Source organism: Limnohabitans sp. YIMB22184 (assembly GCF_048020265.1).
GTDB lineage: Bacteria > Pseudomonadota > Gammaproteobacteria > Burkholderiales > Burkholderiaceae_C > Limnohabitans_A.
Genome location: NZ_CP171843.1, coordinates 2,522,208 through 2,539,847, shown reverse-complemented (window position 1 = coordinate 2,539,847; position 17,640 = coordinate 2,522,208). Strand labels below are relative to the sequence as shown.

Sequence of the window (17,640 nt, the reverse complement as noted above, 5' to 3'; positions counted from 1 at the left end):
GACAGGGCGTGTGCCACGCCCATCGCCCACGAAGTGGGCTTTAAGACCCGTTGCCCGCCGACGGACCTCTATCGGCTTGGGCTGCATCTTCTTGCATGGCGAGCGCCAGCGCCGCCGTCAGTTCGTCAAAGTGTGCGATTTCGGTCACGCCTGCGATGGTTTTGAGACGGGGTGATTTGGGCTCGATCGTCCAGGCCCGGTCGGCCAGGCTGAGCATGTCCACGTCGTTGTCGTTGTCACCCACGGCCCAGATGGTGTCAAAGCGCGGCACGATGCGTTCGCTGCGAAACTGCGTCAGCACATGGTGCTTGGAAATGCCGATGTGCGCACAGGCCGGGTCTGGCGCGTTGGGGTCGGGCAAAAAGGCGCTGTTGATGCTCAACTCGCCCGTGCACACATCGCCTTGAAACTGCACCGTGTGCGCCAGCGCAAAGTCGGCAAAGATGCGTTTTCTCAGCACCTCGGCGGCCACAAAATAACTGTCGGACACCACACCCACCATGAAACCGGCCCGCTTGAAGGCCTTCACGCACTCGATCACGCCGGGCCGGATGGGCATGGCCTTGGCCACGGCTTCAAACTTTTGGCGGTGCACAAATCGGAAAATTTGCGCGATGTTGGCACTGCGCGTCAGCGCGTCCGGGTTGCCGCCGTCCAGGTGCTTGTTCAGCTCCTCAACCTGGCCTGTGGCTTGCGCCAGCAAGGTGGCAAATCGGCTGGTGGTCACGGTGCCATCCATGTCCAGGAGCAGCAGTTTCGTGCGGTTTTTCTGGCGTGTGATGGCGTAGTCCCATGAGGCGGTGGCCTGGCGCTGGCTTTCGTACATGGCCGTGATTTGCTCCACATGCAGGCGACCGGATTCGCGGGCGCGGCTGTAGATCACGCGCGAGACCTCGTTGGCCATTGACGTCAGGTCCAGCAGCGGCTGGCTGTCGTGTTCCAGGTGGCCAATGTTCACCTCGGCCAGCTTGGCGTTGGCCCGCCAGGCGTCGATCAGCAGGCCGATGTCCACGCCGTAGCCGTCTTCGAACGTGAGTTGCTGCAGCAGTGACTTGCGTGCCGCAATGATGCCGCCCAGGGGTTGGTTGAAGTGCGCCAGTTCCGGGAAAAACACTTTGAGCATGGGTTTGGCCGTGAGTTCGGTCACGCGACCGCCGCCCCGGCCAAAGCGGGCTTTCACAAATTCAGCCTGGCCCGCAATCAGGGGCCGGGCCAGGTCGCTGATGATGCCGCTGCGCAGGCCTTTGAGGTCACCATCGAGGTAGACCAGAATTTCGCTTTGCGCCACCCGCGCCCCATCGGCCATGGAGGCCCCCTTGCCCAGCAAACTGCTGGTGATCACGCGCGCGCCGGCTTCGCGGGCCAGGCTCACGGTGCTGTCGACCGAGCTGTCGTCTACCACGATCACCTCGGCTGTGGCCGAATCGCTCAGGGCATAACGCACCACATCGGCGATGCGTTTTTGCTCGTTCAAGGCGGGGATGATGACGCTGACGCACGGCTGCAGCGGGGCTTCGAGCCGCAGCGGAGCGGGTGTGGGTGCTGTGGGCTCGGGCGTGACCTTGTCCGGCTTTTGCCAAGAGGCCAGGCGATGGCTGAGCCAGCGCCGGATGCCTTGCCATGTTCCTTGCCATGTGCGTTGCCAAATGTTCATGGATGTTCACCTTTCGGGTTGATGCAAGCTGGGCGGGCGGGGGGTCTGGTGACCCGGTGCGGCGTGGTGTCCGACATGGCCGCTGGCGTGCGTGATGAACCTGAAGACTCAGGTGCGGGCCTGCCAGCGGGCGGCCCAACAAGGGCAATCGGCTGCCCATCGAAGGATTATTTTACATTTGAACAAATGCAAATCTATTGAAGGCCCGACACAAAGCGGCTTGGCCCTTTGTCACCAAGGTGCCAGCTTGGACTGGGGCGTGCAGATGTGGCGTTTGAAGAGGCGTTGAAAAAGCGCACAAACGAGACCCGACATGTTCACGATTCCCGCACTACTTCGGCTGCGCGAGCCTGGGCAGCGTGCAAATTTCAGTGTTCGCAGGCCGGTGGCTCACATCATGGCGATGGGGGTGTGTGCGGCTTGCTCGTCCACTTCCAGGCGGTTGATCAGCGCCGACAGATTGCGCTCGAGTTGCAGCAGTGTCACCTCGTCCATGCGCTGCAAGGCGTGGGGCAGAACACCTGCAAACGGGCCGGGAATTTTTTTGAGCAGTTTCAGACCTTCGGGCAGCACATACAACTCCACCACGCGGCGGTCGCTGCAGGATTTTTCGCTGTGCAACAGGCCGCTTTTGATCAGAGAGCGCACCAGGTTGCTGGTGGTGGACTGGTGGATGTCCATCAGGGCGGCCAATTGCGTGACCCTTAGGCCTTGGTGCTGAGCTACCAAGCTTAAGGCCCAGACCTGCGCACCGCCGATGCCGGACTGCTTTTCCATGGTCTGGAAATGGCGTCTGACGGTGTTGAAAATCAGCCTGAATTGCCGCAAGACGCGGGCGGCATGGTCATCCAAAGCGGGGTATTCGCCGGTGTTAGGCGGTGTACGCTGGGGGGGGAGGGGGGGCATGGTGGCACGCAAGCAGAAGTGTGCAAAGCATACGCCAAAGCGCCCAGATCAGCATGGCCCGTGAGCGGAAAAAAGGGATGCAAGCCTCCCTGAAGCCTTGTTCTGGCCTTGAAAAGGCAGGGCTATTGCATTGGTACAAATGAAATGAGTTGAAGTTGAAAACCTGAGCATGGATGTGGCAAGTCCTCTCATGCACACCCGCCAGGTACTTGAGCATCTGCCCCATATCCGGCCGGGGCATCCACTTGCACGCACAATGGAGGTTCTGTTTTTTCAAGAGCCACACAGTGTCGCGAAGATGAGTCCATTCGAACATCAGCTTTTGCCCGAAGGGGTACAACGCGTGAAGGCAGCCTTACAAGCTGCAAGCCATCCCCACGCCCCGGTCATGCTCGATGGCGCGGCCCGCACCGCGCAAGAGGCCGCCGACGGGCTCGGGGTGCAGCTGGGCCAGATCGCCAAGAGCGTGATCTTCAAGCGCAAGGAAGATGGCGCGGCTGTGCTGGTGGTCACATCGGGCGACCGCCGGGTGGATGAGAAGAAAGTCTCGGCTTTGGTGGGCAAGGTGGGCCGTGCGGACGCCGACTTTGTGAAGGCGCAGACCGGCTTCAGCATTGGCGGCGTTTCGCCTGTGGCGCACCTGAACCCGCCCGTGACCCTGCTGGATCAGGACCTGTGGCGTTTTGATGTGGTCTGGGCCGCTGCCGGGCATCCGCATGGCGTGTTCCAGTTGCAGCCCGAAGACCTCAAGCGCTTGACCAGCGCGCCCGTGGTGGATGTGGTCCAAGTGCTGTCCGAGGTCCATGCATGAGCGAACATTATTGGAAAAAGCTGGGTGAACGCGCTGCCCAGGTGCTGGCGCAGCCGGTACCCCCCGCACCCCATTCGGTGCCATCGCCTTGCGTGTCGCTTTGCCTGATGCACCCCAGTGCAGGCTGGTGTGACGGGTGTCTGCGCACCTTGCCCGAAATCGGGGGGTGGAGCCGTGCCAGCGACGAAGAAAAGCGCGCCGTGTGGGTGCAGATTCCGGAGCGCCTGCGCAAACGGCAGGCCATGTAAGGTTGAGTTATTCCTGTTGCCGACCTGGCACCTGACCATGAAAACCATTCACTTTTACCTGGACTTCATCTCGCCTTACGCTTGGCTCGCGTTCGATGCTTTGCCTCAGACTTTGCAGGGCATCAGTTGCCGGGTCGTTCACAAACCGGTGGTCTTCGGTGCCATGCTCATGCACCATGGGCAGCTGGGGCCTGCAGAGATTCCCGCCAAGCGAGATTGGACGTATCGCCAGGTGCAATGGCAAGCGCGGGCACAAGGCACGCCTTTGCAGCTGCCTGCCAGCCATCCGTTTTCTTCGCTGGGCTTGTTGCGCCTGGCCACCGCGTGTGATGCCGCAGGCGAGCCCAATCGCTGGGTCTGCGAGAAAATTTTCCGGCACGTCTGGTGCAGTGGTCTGGAGGCGGCCGATGCACCGCGCCTGGCTGCCTTGACGGCCGATTTGGCACCCCCCAAGGATCCGACCAGCGCAGACGTCAAGCAGGCTTTGAAGCGCAACACCGATGATGCCCTGGCCTTGAACCTCTTTGGTGTGCCCAGTTTCGTGGTCGATGGGCAAGTCTTCTGGGGCAACGACGCCCTGCCCATGCTGCGCGCCTATTTGCTGGGCGATCCCTGGTTCCTGTCAGCCGAATGGTCTGCAGCGGGGCAGTTGCCAGTGGGCATTCAGCGCAAAGTGTGAAACGCTCGCCGCCCTGACCGGCCATGTTCAGTGTGCGCCTTACCGTCAACTTGATGTGCGACAAGTTCGGCCCCGGTCTGTGCTGGCATCATGCGCTTGGAGACACCCGATGAAGCTGGCCCTGATTTCAGACATCCATGCCAATTGGCAGGCCTTGCAGGCTTGTCTGGCGCATGCGCGTCAGCAAGGGGTGGATCAGCTGGCTTTCTTGGGTGATTTGGTGGGCTATGGTGCAGACCCGGTGGCGGTGCTCGATGAGGTGATGACACAGGTTGCCCAAGGGGCGTGGGTGCTGCGCGGCAACCATGACGAGATGGCCTTGAACCCACCCGCGTCTTTGGCCGCAGATGCCAGCGCGGGCGCGCAAGGTGCGGCCTGGACCCACGCACAATTGGGTGCGGCGCACCGGGCTTTTTTGGCCGATTTGCCGCTGACGGTGTCCGGTGACGGGTTTTTGCTGGTACACGCCAGTGCAGATCGGCCGGCGTCCTGGCGTTATGTGGACGGCGAGGGCGCTGCTGGGCGATGCCTGGACCAGGCCTTGGCCCAACAACAAGGTCCCCATGTTCTGGTGGGCCATGTGCACCACCAGACCTTGTACTACCAAGGCACCGGGCGCAACTTGATGCGGTTTGAGCCGACGCCGGGCATGCCTGTGCCCACGCCTTTTCGCAGACCCATGGTGGCCTGCGTGGGCTCATGTGGCCAACCACGCGATGGTGACCCGCGTGCCATGTATGCGACCTACGACCGAACGCTTCAGAAAATGACGTTTCACCGGGTGCCTTACAACCATGCCGAAGCGTCTGCAGCGATTCGTCGGGTTGATTTGCCTGAATATTTTGCACAACGGCTGGAGCTTGGGCGTTGAAACTTCTCAATCCTGGACATCTGATCGACGGCTTTCAAATCCAAGCCTGTTTGCATGCGGGCGGCATGGCGCACATTTACAAGGTGGTGTATGCCCCATTGGCCGATGGCAGCCGCCGAGAGGCCGAGTTCCTCATGGCCATGAAAATTCCGCGCATGACAGCGGCCGATGGCGCCGAGAACATCGTCAGCTTTGAAGTCGAGGCGCAAATCCTGTCCGAGTTGAAGGGTCCCCATGTGCCGCGCTTTGTGGCCGCAGGCGATTTGTCCCGTTTGCCCTATCTCGTGATGGAGTATGTCGAGGGTAGGACGCTGCAGCACTGGCTCGATCAGCGTCAGGACCTGACCGTGTCCAGGATGGCCGCTTTGGGTGCGGCCATGGCGCGTGCGGCGCACAGTCTGCACCAGCAAAATGTTTGCCACCTGGACCTCAAGCCTGCCAACGTTTTGATCCGCCCCGATGGTGTCGCGGTGTTGCTGGATTTTGGTTTGTCTTGCCACGCGCATTTGCCGGACTTGCTGGCCGAAGAGCTGCGCCAAGCCGTGGGTTCGCCCGTCTGGATATCCCCTGAACAGGTGGTGGGGGTGCGGGGCGATCCGCGCAGCGATATTTTCGCCATCGGGGTGATGCTGTACGAACTGGCCACGGGCGAGTTGCCTTTTGGCGAGCCTGCAACCGCCGCGGGCCTGCGTCAACGTCTGTGGATGGACCCGGTCCCGCCGCGCAAGCACCACCCTGACTTGCCGGAGTGGCTGCAGGAAGTGATCCTGCGCTGCCTGGCGCCGGTGGCTGCAGAGCGCTACCCGTCGGCCTCGCACCTGGCCTTTGACCTGACCCATCCCGAGCAGGTGAGGGTCACCGAGCGGGGCCGCAACACGCAGGGCACGGGTTTCTGGACGCATTTCAAACGCTGGGTCCGGGCCAGCGGCATGGCCTACCGGCCGAGCCCCGTGCCCGTCCGGCAGATCGAGCAAGTGCCCATCATCATGGTGGCGGTTCCGCACCACGACGTGAGCGATGCCACTTTGTATTCATTGCGCGAAGCCGTGTCGCGCTCGCTGGGCATTCGCCCGGGTGCCCGTCTGGCCTGTGTGACCGTGATTTCACCGAGCCAGACCAGCAGCACCGAGGCGGACAAAGGCGAAACCCAAGTGCACCGGTGGCACCTAAGCCGCTTGCAGCAATGGGCGCAACCCCTTGATCTAGATGGGCACCAGACTTCCTTTCATGTGTTGGAGTCGGGTGATGTGGCGCAGGCCTTGCTGCGCTATGCCGAAGGTAACCAGGTCAACATGGTCATCCTGGGGGCGGCGACGCACGGCTTGTCCATGCAGCGCGTGCTGGCCACCGTCCCGATCAAGGTGGCGATGCAGGCGCCTTGTACGGTGATTTTGGTCAAGCAGAGCCTGCCCTTTGAGCAGCTGGCAAACCTGGACGCCTGATGCGTTTAATGCGCCGTGTTGGAGGCTTGTTCCTCTGCTTCGGACGCTTTTTTGTCAAGGCGGTTGAAATACCAGGCGTTCAAGATGGTGATCCCCAGAAACAGCAGCAAGCTGCCTTGGGCGGCCATCCAGAAGTTGATGGGCCATTCACCGATCTTGATGTCTAGGTCTCTCGCAAACCAGACCCAGCCGAAGGCGGCCAAGGACCATGACAGCAGGAGTACGCCCGAAAACAGGCGAATTTTTGGGTGGGTGGGCATGGCAGGGCCTGTGTTCACAAGGGATAAGTGGCTCAACGGTGCGATCTGATCCGCATTATCGGCGTCACCCAAGCTAGGGATTACCCGTGAGAATCCGTCTGATTTCACATGGCGACAAAAAAATCAAGGGTTTCTACTTGTTCTGTAAGTATGTGTTGGTTCGCTGTCAGACGGGGGCAAGTGCCACGCCCAAGAATCGCGCCAAGTTTCCGTGTCGGAGACTCTTTTTTGGAGACAGCTTCATGGCTATAACAGCAGAAAACCGACCGATGTCGGCGGAAGAGAAGAAGGTGATTTTTGCCTCTTCTCTGGGTACCGTGTTTGAGTGGTACGACTTCTACCTTTACGGTTCGTTGGCAGCAATCATTGCCAAACAATTCTTCAGCGGCCTGGATGAAGGCTCTGCTTTCATTTTCGCGTTGTTGGCTTTTGCTGCCGGTTTCATCGTGCGTCCTTTTGGCGCTTTGGTGTTTGGCCGCTTGGGTGACATGATCGGTCGCAAGTACACCTTCTTGGTGACCATCTTGCTGATGGGTGCATCCACTTTCATCGTGGGTATCTTGCCCAACTACGCCAGCATTGGCGTGGCCGCGCCCATCATCTTGATCTGCCTGCGTTTGCTGCAAGGCTTGGCGCTGGGCGGTGAGTACGGCGGTGCTGCAACTTATGTGGCCGAACACGCCCCTCACGGCAAGCGCGGTGCTTATACCGCCTGGATCCAGACCACAGCGACTTTGGGTTTGTTCCTGTCGTTGATGGTGATTCTGGGTACACGTACGGCCATCGGTGAAGAAGCTTTTGCTGACTGGGGCTGGCGTGTGCCGTTCATTGTCTCGATCATCATGTTGATCATCTCGGTCTACATCCGTCTGAGCATGAACGAATCGCCTGCTTTCCAGAAAATGAAAGCCGAAGGCAAGACGTCCAAAGCCCCTCTGTCCGAGTCTTTCGGCCAGTGGAAAAACCTGAAGATCGTGATCTTGGCCCTGGTCGGTCTGACTGCTGGTCAAGCCGTGGTCTGGTACTCCGGTCAGTTCTACGCCTTGTTCTTCTTGACCCAGGCCTTGAAGGTCGACGGCGCAACCGCCAACATCATGGTCGCGATTTCCCTGATCATCGGCACACCTTTCTTCATCGTGTTCGGTGCGCTGTCTGACAAGATTGGCCGCAAGCCGATCATCTTGGCTGGCTGCTTGTTGGCTGCTTTGACTTACTTCCCTGTGTTCAAGGCATTGACCAAAGCTGCAAACCCCGACCTTGCTGCAGCCCAAGCTGCATCGCAAGTGGTGGTGATCGCTGACCCCGCCGAGTGCTCGTTCCAGTTCAACCCCACAGGCACCAAGAAATTCACTTCTTCGTGCGACATTGCCAAGCAACGCCTGGCAGGTGCTTCGGTGAGCTACTCCAACGAAGCCGCTCCTGCCGGTACACCCGCCATCATCAAAGTGGGCGAGACCACTGTGCAAGTCAAGTACTCTGCTGAAGACGTGGCTGCTGCCAAGGCCAAGGCCGAGGAAAAACTGGCTGCTCTGAATGCGGCTGAACCCAAGGACGCCAAGGCCATCGAAGCTGCGACCAAGTCCGTCAAAGATTTGAGCAACGAGAAGACCGCTGGCGCCACCTTGCTGGCTTCTAACTTGGGCGCCGCTTTGAAGGCTGCCAACTACCCCGTCAAAGCCGACATGGCCAAGTTCGACAAAGTCACCGTCATCATCATCCTCTCTTACTTGGTGTTGTTGGTGACCATGGTGTACGGCCCGATCGCCGCCATGCTGGTCGAGATGTTTCCTACCCGCATCCGTTACACCTCCATGTCTTTGCCCTACCACATCGGTAACGGTTGGTTCGGCGGCCTGTTGCCCACCACCGCTTTCGCGATCGTGGCCCAGACCGGCAACATGTACAACGGTTTGTGGTACCCGATCATCATCGCCGGTGCAACCGTCGTGATCGGTGGCTTGTTCATCAAGGAAACCAAAGACGTCGACATCTACGCTGACGACTGATCTTTGTAAGCTACCCGGGGTGACTCGGGTGCTAAATTCAAGGCCTTCCCTCTGTGGAGGGCCTTTTTCATGAATGGAGATGAATGATGTGGAAAATTGCTGTGGGTTTTGCGGTGTTTGCGGCCTTGGCCCTGTACGTGATCGGTAAAGGCGGCGACAGCCTGGACATGAGCGGTGAAAAACACGGTGCCGATGCTGTGCATGTGGAGCCCGCCAAGGCAGACGCGCCTGCTGCTCCTGCTGCCGCACCGGCTGCCGACGCCAGCGCAGCCAAGTAAGCCAGTACCCGCGTTCGTCAGGGCTTGTCCCAGGCGATCCGTCCAAAGCCACGCCTGTGCGTGGCTTTTCTTTTGGACGCCAGAATTGTCACCGCCTGCGACCTAGAATGTTTGGCCTTCATCCCACAAAGCCCGCCCTATGTCCCAAGGTCTCATCCGCATCCGTGGTGCCCGTCAGCACAACCTCAAAAACATCGATCTGGACATCCGCACGGGTGAGTTGACCGTGGTCACCGGCCCCAGTGGCTCGGGCAAGTCGAGTCTGGTGTTTGACACCTTGTACGCCGAGGGCCAGCGCCGCTATGTGGAGACCTTCAGTGCCTACGCCCGCCAGTTCCTGGACCGCATGGACAAACCGGCGGTGGACAAGGTCGAAGGCGTGCCTCCGGCCATTGCGATTGACCAGACCAACCCGGTGCGCAGTTCGCGCTCGACCGTGGGCACCATGACCGAGCTGAACGACCACCTGAAGTTGTTGTTCGCCCGACTTGGCCAGTTGTTTGACAAAGACACCGCGCAGCCCGTGCGCCACGACAACCCCGACACGATTTACGCCGAACTGGCCCAGCGTGCCGCGCAAGCGGGCGACCCACGCCTGTACCTGACCTTTCCGGTCGAGTTGCCCGCCAACACCAGTGCCGAGCAAGTCGAGCAATGGCTGTCGGCCAGCGGCTTCACCAAGGTGCAAGCCGAGCGCGAAGTGGCCACACCCACCGGCCCGCGCAAAGTGCTCGACGTGATCGCTGACCGCTTTCGCATTGGCACCGCCGAAAAAGCCCGCGTGGTCGAAGCCATTGAAGTGGCCCTCAAACGCGGTGGCCGCCTGAATGTGTATGTAGAGAAATCGGGGTCAGATCCCAATTTCTCCGCTGCTGCTTCCTCTGAAGCCGCCTTCGACATCTGGCGCTTTTCGACCGGCCTGCATTGCCCCGACAGCGACCAGCGTTACACCGACCCGATCCCGTCGATGTTCTCCTTCAATTCGGCCGTGGGCGCGTGCGAGACCTGCCGGGGTTTTGGGCGGGTGATCGGGGTGGATTACGGCCTGGTCATCCCCAACCCCAAGCTCACGTTGCGGGCCGGGGCCATCAAGACGTTGCAAACGCCCGCCTGGCAAGAAAACCAGGACGATCTGATGCGCCATGCCGAGGCAGCAGGCATTCCGCGCGACACACCCTGGGACAAGCTGACCCAAGCGCAGCAAGACTGGGTGATCAACGGTTCGCCCGAGTGGAAGGGCCGCTGGAACCACCAGTGGTATGGCGTGAAGCGCTTTTTTGAGTACCTGGAGAGCAAGGCCTACAAGATGCACATCCGTGTGCTCTTGTCCAAGTACCGCAGTTACACCGAGTGCCCAACGTGTCATGGCGCACGCTTGAAGACCGAGAGTTTGCTCTGGCGCATTGGCAGCCATTCGGATGCCGATGGGGTCTTGCCCGTGGAGAAGCGTTTCATGCCAGCAGGTGTGAAGTGGACCCGTGCGCAGTTGGAGGCGTTGCCGGGTTTGAGCCTGCACGACATGATGATCATGCCGCTGGACCGTTTGCGCTTGTTTTTTGACCGGTTGTCTGCATCTGGGCATGCGTCTGTGGGTGAGGCCTCTTCGGCGGCTGGCCCGGGCTCCTCATACGGCGGGGGTACACCGAAATCGTCACCCGGGCCAGCCGCCGTAGGGGCAGGTGCAAGCCCACCGACACACGGAGTTACCAAGACGGCGATGGAAACAGCGAGCGAGAAGTCTCTAGACGATCGATCGACCACAAGGTCTGAGTCAGAGCGGGGGGCGGGCGACGATTTTGGCGTACCCCCGCCGTATGAGGAGCCCGCCCCCCGCTCTGATGCAGACCGAACCTCAGCAGAAACCACAGAGGCAAACGTAAAAGGATCAACACAAGGCCCAAGCGCAGAACAAAAAGCCCTGCAACTACTGCTGGAAGAAATCACCACCCGCCTCAAATACCTGTGCGACGTGGGCATTGGTTACCTTACCCTCGATCGCCAAAGCCGAACCCTCAGCGGCGGCGAAGTCCAGCGCATCAACCTGACCACCGCCCTGGGCACCAGCCTCGTCAACACCCTGTTTGTGCTGGATGAGCCCAGCATCGGCCTGCACCCTCGCGACATGCACCGCATCACCTTGGCCATGCACCGCCTGCGCGACGCGGGCAACACCCTGGTCGTGGTTGAGCACGACCCGGCCGTGATGCTGGCCGCCGACCGCATGATCGACATGGGCCCAGGCCCCGGTGAGCGCGGCGGTCAGATTGTGTTCGACGGAACCACCGCCGACTTGCGCAACGCCGACACACTCACAGGTGCCTATTTGGGTGGGCGCAAACAAGTCGGCCTGGGCTTCAAGCGCATGGTCACCGACAGCACGCCCCGTTTGATTTTGGAAGGCGCACGCGAGCACAACCTGCAAAACATCAGCGTCGATTTTCCGCTGCAGCGCCTGGTCACCATCACCGGCGTGAGTGGCTCGGGCAAGTCGAGTTTGATCCAGGACGTGCTGGCCCCGGCGCTGATGCGCCACTTTGGAAAAGCCACCGAAACCCCCGGCGCACACGACCGCCTTTTGGGCGCTGACCACCTGAGCGATGTGGTGTTTGTGGACCAGTCGCCGATTGGCAAAACCGCCCGGTCCAACCCGGTGAGTTATGTGGGCGCTTGGGACGCGATCCGCGAAATTTTTGCGACCGCACCGCTGTCGCGCCAGCGCGGTTACACCGCCAGCAAGTTCAGCTTCAACGGCGGCGATGGCCGCTGCCCGACCTGCGGCGGTTCGGGCTTTGAGCACGTTGAGATGCAATTTTTGAGCGATGTGTACTTGCGCTGCCCCGACTGCGATGGCAAGCGTTACCGCCCCGAGATTCTGGAGATCACCGTCGAGCGTCAGGCCTTGGGTCAGGCGCAGCCGCGCCATCTGAATGTGGCCGATGTGCTGGACTTGACGGTGAGCGAAGCAGCCGCTTTGTTCGCGCATGACCGCGACGTGATCCGCGCCCTGCAGCCCATCGTGGATGTGGGCCTGGAGTACGTGAAGCTGGGCCAGCCTGTGCCCACCTTGTCGGGCGGTGAGGCGCAGCGCCTCAAGCTCGCAGGCTTCTTGGCCGAGGCCGCCAAAAGCGCTTCCAAGAGCCGTCAGAGTCTGGCGCGCAAAGGTACGCTGTTTTTGTTTGACGAGCCGACCACAGGCCTGCACTTTGATGACATCGCCAAGCTCATGCGGGCTTTGCGCAAGCTGCTCGAAGCCGGGCATTCGCTCATTGTCATCGAGCACAACCTCGACGTGATCCGCGCCAGCGATTGGCTGATCGACCTAGGGCCAGAGGGTGGTTATGCCGGGGGTCTGATCGTGGCCGAGGGCACGCCCGAAGACGTGCGCCAGCACGCGACATCGCACACCGGCCAGGCGTTGCGTGAATACGCCGAGTCCATGGGCGAGGTGTTGGGTGTGGCTGAGCGGTCGAGTGCGGATGTGTACGTTGGTGGGGGCGAGGCGGCGGTGTCAGCGGGTTCCTCATACGGCGGGGGTACACCGAAATCGTCACCCGCTGACACCGCAGCCTCGCTGGCGAGCCTTCGAGGTCGCGAGGCCGCAGGGTATTCGGCAATGCCTGCTAAACGCGCCCCGCTGTTGAACAACAACATCCAGATCGTCAACGCCAAAGAGCACAACCTCAAAAACCTGAGCGTCGACATCCCGCGTGGTAAGTTCAACGTCGTGACCGGTGTGAGCGGCTCGGGCAAATCCACGTTGGCTTTTGATATCCTGTTCAACGAAGGCCAGCGCCGCTACCTGGAAAGCTTGAATGCTTATGCCCGCTCCATCGTTCAGCCGGCAGGTCGGCCTGAGGTGGATGCGGTGTACGGTATCCCGCCCACCGTGGCGATCGAGCAGCGGCTGTCGCGCGGCGGCCGCAAATCCACCGTAGGCACGACCACCGAGGTCTGGCATTTCTTGCGTTTGCTTTATGTCAAGCTGGGCATTCAGCATTGCGTGCACGACAACACGCCGGTGCAGCCGCAAACGCCCGACAGCATCGTGGCGCAGCTGATGACGCAGTTCCGGGGGCAGCACATTGGCCTGCTGGCCCCGCTGGTCAGCAACCGCAAAGGCGTTTACACCGAGCTGGCCGATTGGGCGCGGCCGCGGGGCTACACGCACTTGCGCGTCGATGGCGACTTTTTGCCCACACAAGATTTTCCGCGCATCGACCGCTTCAAAGAGCACAACATTGAGCTGCCCGTGGCCAGCCTCGATGTGCTGCCCAGCAACGAGACGGCGTTGCGCCAAGCGCTGGCCAAAACCCTGGAGCACGGCAAAGGCGTGGTGCATGTGCTCAGCGATCTGGATGGCTTGCGCGAAGCCATGTTCAGCGGCGAGTCCACCGCTCGCATTGGCCAGCACCGTGTGTTTTCGACGCTGCGGGCTTGCCCCGCCTGCGACACCTCATATGCCGAACTCGACCCGCGCTTGTTTTCGTACAACAGCAAACACGGCTGGTGCCCCGACTGCGTGGGCACGGGCGTCAAGCTCAGCAAGGACGAGCGCTCGGTGTTTGACGATTCGGTGCAAGACGACAAGAACAAAGGCCGCGAGCAAAGCTTTGCCGAGCCGGAGATCGAAGACCTGGCCAATGTGGCCTGTCCCACTTGCGAAGGCACCCGCCTGAACGCCACGGCACGCGCTGTGAGGCTCGGTTCTGCGCCGGGCCAAGGTTGGCGCATCACCGACATCGCCAGTTTGTCGGTGACCGACGTGCGGCATTGGGTCGACAAGCTGAAACTCACGGGGCGTGATGCCGACATCGCCCGCGACCTGGTGCCCGAGATCCAAAGCCGCCTGGAATTTCTGGAAGAAGTGGGTTTGGGTTACCTCACGCTCGACCGGGGTGCACCCACACTGTCGGGCGGCGAGGCGCAGCGCATCCGCTTGGCCGCGCAACTGGGCAGCAACCTGCAGGGCGTGTGCTATGTGCTGGACGAGCCCACGATTGGCTTGCATGCCCGCGACAACCGGATTTTGCTCAACGCTTTGCAAAGTCTGAGCGACAAGGGCAATACCTTGGTGGTGGTGGAGCACGACGAAGACACGATCCGCCGCGCCGACCACATCATCGACATCGGCCCGAGCGCGGGCAAACGCGGCGGCCGCTTGGTGGCTGAGGGCTCGGTGGCCGACATCACGGCCTCTGCCGATTCGCAAACCGGACGTTATTTGTTGCACGCGATGAAGCATCCGATGCAGGCTCGGCGTGTGGTGGAAGCTTCTGCGTGGGACAATGCCCTGGGCTCCTCATATGGCGGGGGTACGCCAAAATCGTCGCCCACGCCATCGCCCCACGCAGAAGCTGCGGGTGGTGTGGATTTGCAATGGCTCACCTTGACGGGGGCCAATCTGCACAACCTCCGAAAAGTGGACGTGCAGGTGCCCCTCAAGCGCCTGGTCGCCGTCACCGGCGTCAGCGGCTCCGGCAAATCCACCCTGGCCCGCGACGTGTTGTTGGCCAATGTGCAGGCGCTGGTCAGCCAGCGCTCCACTTTTGCCGGGCGCACCGCACAAGACGCCGGCCAGCGCGTGTCCTTGAGTGCGTGCAGCGATATGCAAGGGTTTGAAACCATTGACCGCGTGCTCGAAGTGGACCAAACCCCTATCGGCAAAACACCGCGCTCCTGCCCCGCGACCTACATTGGTTTTTGGGACACGGTGCGCAAGCTGTTTGCCGAAACGCTGGAAGCCAAAGCGCGCGGCTATGCGGCTGGGCGCTTCAGCTTCAACACCGGTGAAGGCCGCTGCCCCAGCTGCGAAGGTCAGGGCATGCGTACCATCGAGATGAGCTTTTTGCCCGATGTGAAAGTGCCTTGCGAAACCTGCCGTGGCGCCCGCTTCAACCCCGAAACCCTGGCGGTGACCTGGCGCGGCAAAAGCATTGGCGATGTGCTGCAGATGGAAGTGGACGAAGCAGTGGACTTCTTTGCCTCCATGCCGAGCATCGCGCACCCGTTGCAGCTGCTCAAAGATGTGGGCTTGGGTTACCTCACGCTGGGCCAACCTTCACCCACCTTGAGTGGCGGCGAAGCGCAGCGGATCAAGCTGGTGACCGAGCTGACGAAAGTGCGGGACGAAGTGGGCAAGCGTGGTAACAAGGCACCGCACACGCTTTATGTGCTGGACGAACCCACGGTGGGCCTGCACATGGCCGACGTGGACAAGCTCATCAGCGTGCTGCACCGCTTGGTGAACGCGGGCCACAGTGTGGTCGTGATCGAGCACGATCTGGATGTGATCGCTGAAGCCGACTGGGTGATCGACCTGGGCCCGGAAGGCGGCAATGCCGGCGGCCGCATCGTGGCCGCTGCCACGCCCGAGGACTTGGTGCGCCTGGGCACCCACACGGGGGTGGCGCTGGGGCCGGTGTTGGCGCGGGTTTGAAAGCGGGGCAGTCCTGCGTGGGTGGGGGTGAGGTCAGCGTGCCGCGCCCAAGCGCCACAGTGAGGTCACTTCGGCCGAGCGTGCGGCGTGCAGTGGGTCGGCAGCGTCCTGGGCCTTACCGTGCACAGGCTTCACATCCATGCGGCCCAGCACCTGCAGGCCCGCTTCTTCGATCCAGCCCAACAGGGCTTCGCGGGTGCGCAGGCCCAGGTGTTCGGCCAGATCGGACAAGACCAGCCAGCCTTCGCCGCCCTCGCACAAGTGAGCGGGCAGGCCTTTCAAAAAACCTTGGAGCATGAGGCTGCCTTCGTCATAAACCGCTTGTTCCAAAAGTGAAGTCGGTCGCGCTGGAAGCCAGGGCGGGTTGCAGACCACCACCGCCGCTTGGCCTGGCGGAAACAGGTCAGTCTGTAGCAGTTGAACCTGATTTTGCAAGCCCAGGCGTTGCAGGTTGTCCAGGGCGCAGGCCAAAGCGCGTTCTGACATGTCGGTGCCCACCACCTGCGCAGCACCCCGCCGAGCCAGCACGGCCGACAAGACGCCCGTGCCCACGCCGATGTCAAAAGCCACGGTGTGGGTTTTGAGCGCTTCGGGCAGCGGCGCCTTGGCGACCAGTTCCACATACTCACCGCGCACCGGCGAGAACACGCCGTAGTGTGGATAAATGCGCAAGGCCTCGCCCAAGGCGGGGACCTCCACGCCATTCTTGCGCCATTCGAAGGCGCCAATCACCCCTTGCAGGCTGCGCAACGAGATCACCGAGTTTTGCCCATTGGCCAGGCCAAAAGCTTGGGTGCAAGCGGCTTTGGCATCAGGGGCACGGCGCAGCTCAATGCCGTAATCGCCGTTCAACTCGATCAAGACCTGGCTCAGGATGCGGGTGCGCTGGGCTTGCGCCTGGCGGTGGGTGTGGAAGGCCGCACCGGGCAGGTTGGGCGTGTCCGTGCCGGGCTTTTTGGCGCGAACTTTTTTGGGCTTGTCGATGCGCCGTGTCAGGGCCTGCAGCATTTGCCGTGCATTTTGGAAATCGCTGCGCCACAGCAAGCCTGTGCCGGCGCAGGCCAGGCGAAAGGCGGTATCGGCGGTCATGGTGTCGTCGGCCAGCACCACGGTTTTTGGCAGCACCTGATCGGAGCGCCACAGGGCAGAGCGGGCAGTGTCTTTTTCAGACCAGGTCAACAAGGTGGGGGCGTTCATGCGCGGGTCCAATCGGTGTGTGTAGGTATCGCGCAGGTGGCCACGCAGAAGGTTAAACGGAGTTTCAGCGCAGACAGCTCAGCAGGTGGCTGGCCAGCTCGGCAAAGCCGGCGCCCCGCTCGGCTTGAGTGATGTAGCGCGGTGGGTGGGTCAGTTGCGACTCAAAGCGTCGGATATTGGCCACGCCCACGCTGTGCGGAAAGTGTTCAAACATCACCTGATCATTGGTGGAGTCTCCCACATAAACCCAGCGGTCGATTTCGGCGTTCAGATCGCGGCCCCACAGCTCGCGCACGATCCAGCGGGCGCCAGTGAGTTTGCTGTGGGTGCCAAACCAGCCGTTGATGTGGATGCTACTGACGGTGGCGGTCATGCCTGCGGCTTGCATCATGCGCACCACTTCGTCGATGGCGTGTTGTGGCAGATGCGTGAACTCGCTGTGGTCAATGGCGATGTCGGTTTCCCGGCCTGCGTTGTCTTGCGATCGCTCGGCGCCGTTCACGTTGCGCTCGATCAGGCTGAGCACGTTTTGCATGCGGGCCAAGTTGGCGCTGCGTGTGACAGCGTCTTGTTGGTACAGCTTGCGCAAGCCCTGTGCGTATGTATGCTGCAGTCCCACTGCGCCGTTTTCGGCCACGATCGCGTCCACCGGCCAGCTGGCCGCAAACGGCTCGCTCCAGCCCACAGGCCGCCCGGTGATCGGCACCACATGCAGGCCAGCCGTTTTCAGATCAGCAATTGCTTGCAAGGCATCAGGCGTGATGGCTCCTTCGGTGGTCAGCGTGTCGTCGATGTCGGTGAAGACGCCGACGATGTGGCCGGGCGACCAGTGGCGCAGCAGCTGCATGTCGG

At 61.4% G+C, this 17,640-nt stretch carries 13 protein-coding genes; 8 read left to right on the top strand and 5 right to left on the bottom strand.

The features are described from left to right. Nucleotides 1-40 precede the first annotated feature (40 nt). The gene (locus ACHEXL_RS11600; RefSeq protein WP_416559597.1) at nucleotides 41-1,654 is read right to left on the bottom strand and encodes a glycosyltransferase; all 1,614 of its coding nucleotides are present in this window, start codon (nucleotides 1,652-1,654) and stop codon (nucleotides 41-43) included. 390 nt (nucleotides 1,655-2,044) lie between these two features. Continuing rightward, the gene (locus tag ACHEXL_RS11595; RefSeq protein WP_416559596.1) at nucleotides 2,045-2,560 is read right to left on the bottom strand and encodes a MarR family winged helix-turn-helix transcriptional regulator; all 516 of its coding nucleotides are present in this window, start codon (nucleotides 2,558-2,560) and stop codon (nucleotides 2,045-2,047) included. 298 nt (nucleotides 2,561-2,858) lie between these two features. On the opposite strand from ACHEXL_RS11595, the gene ACHEXL_RS11590 reads away from it, so the two are divergent. The 5 genes from ACHEXL_RS11590 to ACHEXL_RS11570 all read left to right on the top strand — a co-directional run bounded on the left by ACHEXL_RS11590 (nucleotide 2,859) and on the right by ACHEXL_RS11570 (nucleotide 6,611). Further along, entirely contained in the window at nucleotides 2,859-3,371 is a 513-nt protein-coding gene (locus tag ACHEXL_RS11590) for a YbaK/EbsC family protein (protein WP_416559595.1), read from the top strand. Then, on the top strand, nucleotides 3,368-3,619 hold the full coding sequence (locus ACHEXL_RS11585; protein WP_416559594.1) for a DUF1289 domain-containing protein: 252 nt from the start codon (nucleotides 3,368-3,370) through the stop codon (nucleotides 3,617-3,619). The genes ACHEXL_RS11590 and ACHEXL_RS11585 overlap by 4 nt, the downstream gene beginning before the upstream one ends. Before the next feature lie 37 nt (nucleotides 3,620-3,656). Beyond that, nucleotides 3,657-4,298, top strand: a complete 642-nt coding sequence (locus ACHEXL_RS11580; RefSeq protein WP_416559593.1) for a 2-hydroxychromene-2-carboxylate isomerase — start codon at nucleotides 3,657-3,659, stop codon at nucleotides 4,296-4,298. A 109-nt stretch (nucleotides 4,299-4,407) separates the two neighbouring features. Then, entirely contained in the window at nucleotides 4,408-5,169 is a 762-nt protein-coding gene (locus ACHEXL_RS11575) for a metallophosphoesterase family protein (RefSeq protein WP_416559592.1), read from the top strand. After that, nucleotides 5,166-6,611, top strand: a complete 1,446-nt coding sequence (locus ACHEXL_RS11570) for a serine/threonine protein kinase (RefSeq protein ID WP_416559591.1) — start codon at nucleotides 5,166-5,168, stop codon at nucleotides 6,609-6,611. Before ACHEXL_RS11575 ends, ACHEXL_RS11570 begins: the two co-directional genes overlap by 4 nt. A 5-nt stretch (nucleotides 6,612-6,616) precedes the next feature. On the opposite strand, the gene ACHEXL_RS11565 is transcribed toward ACHEXL_RS11570, so the two are convergent. Continuing rightward, a complete protein-coding gene (locus ACHEXL_RS11565; RefSeq protein WP_416559590.1) occupies nucleotides 6,617-6,871 on the bottom strand; it encodes a DUF4212 domain-containing protein in 255 nt (84 codons plus the stop codon). A gap of 242 nt (nucleotides 6,872-7,113) precedes the next feature. On the opposite strand from ACHEXL_RS11565, the gene ACHEXL_RS11560 reads away from it, so the two are divergent. The 3 genes from ACHEXL_RS11560 to ACHEXL_RS11550 all read left to right on the top strand — a co-directional run bounded on the left by ACHEXL_RS11560 (nucleotide 7,114) and on the right by ACHEXL_RS11550 (nucleotide 15,591). After that, on the top strand, nucleotides 7,114-8,877 hold the full coding sequence (locus ACHEXL_RS11560; protein WP_416559589.1) for an MFS transporter: 1,764 nt from the start codon (nucleotides 7,114-7,116) through the stop codon (nucleotides 8,875-8,877). An 86-nt stretch (nucleotides 8,878-8,963) separates the two neighbouring features. Beyond that, a complete protein-coding gene (locus ACHEXL_RS11555) occupies nucleotides 8,964-9,155 on the top strand; it encodes a hypothetical protein (RefSeq protein ID WP_416561349.1) in 192 nt (63 codons plus the stop codon). A gap of 139 nt (nucleotides 9,156-9,294) precedes the next feature. After that, complete coding sequence (locus tag ACHEXL_RS11550; protein WP_416559588.1) at nucleotides 9,295-15,591, top strand: excinuclease ABC subunit UvrA; 6,297 nt, start codon at nucleotides 9,295-9,297, stop codon at nucleotides 15,589-15,591. A 33-nt stretch (nucleotides 15,592-15,624) separates the two neighbouring features. Here the strand turns inward: ACHEXL_RS11550 and ACHEXL_RS11545 are convergent, their stop codons facing one another. Together ACHEXL_RS11545 and ACHEXL_RS11540 are read right to left on the bottom strand one after the other, a co-directional pair. Beyond that, nucleotides 15,625-16,788, bottom strand: coding sequence for a methyltransferase (locus tag ACHEXL_RS11545; protein WP_416559587.1), 1,164 nt, complete (start codon nucleotides 16,786-16,788; stop codon nucleotides 15,625-15,627). A gap of 64 nt (nucleotides 16,789-16,852) precedes the next feature. Continuing rightward, nucleotides 16,853-17,635: an HAD-IIB family hydrolase gene (locus tag ACHEXL_RS11540; RefSeq protein WP_416559586.1), complete on the bottom strand. Its 783-nt coding sequence runs from the start codon at nucleotides 17,633-17,635 to the stop codon at nucleotides 16,853-16,855. Between the last annotated feature and the right edge of the window lie 5 nt (nucleotides 17,636-17,640).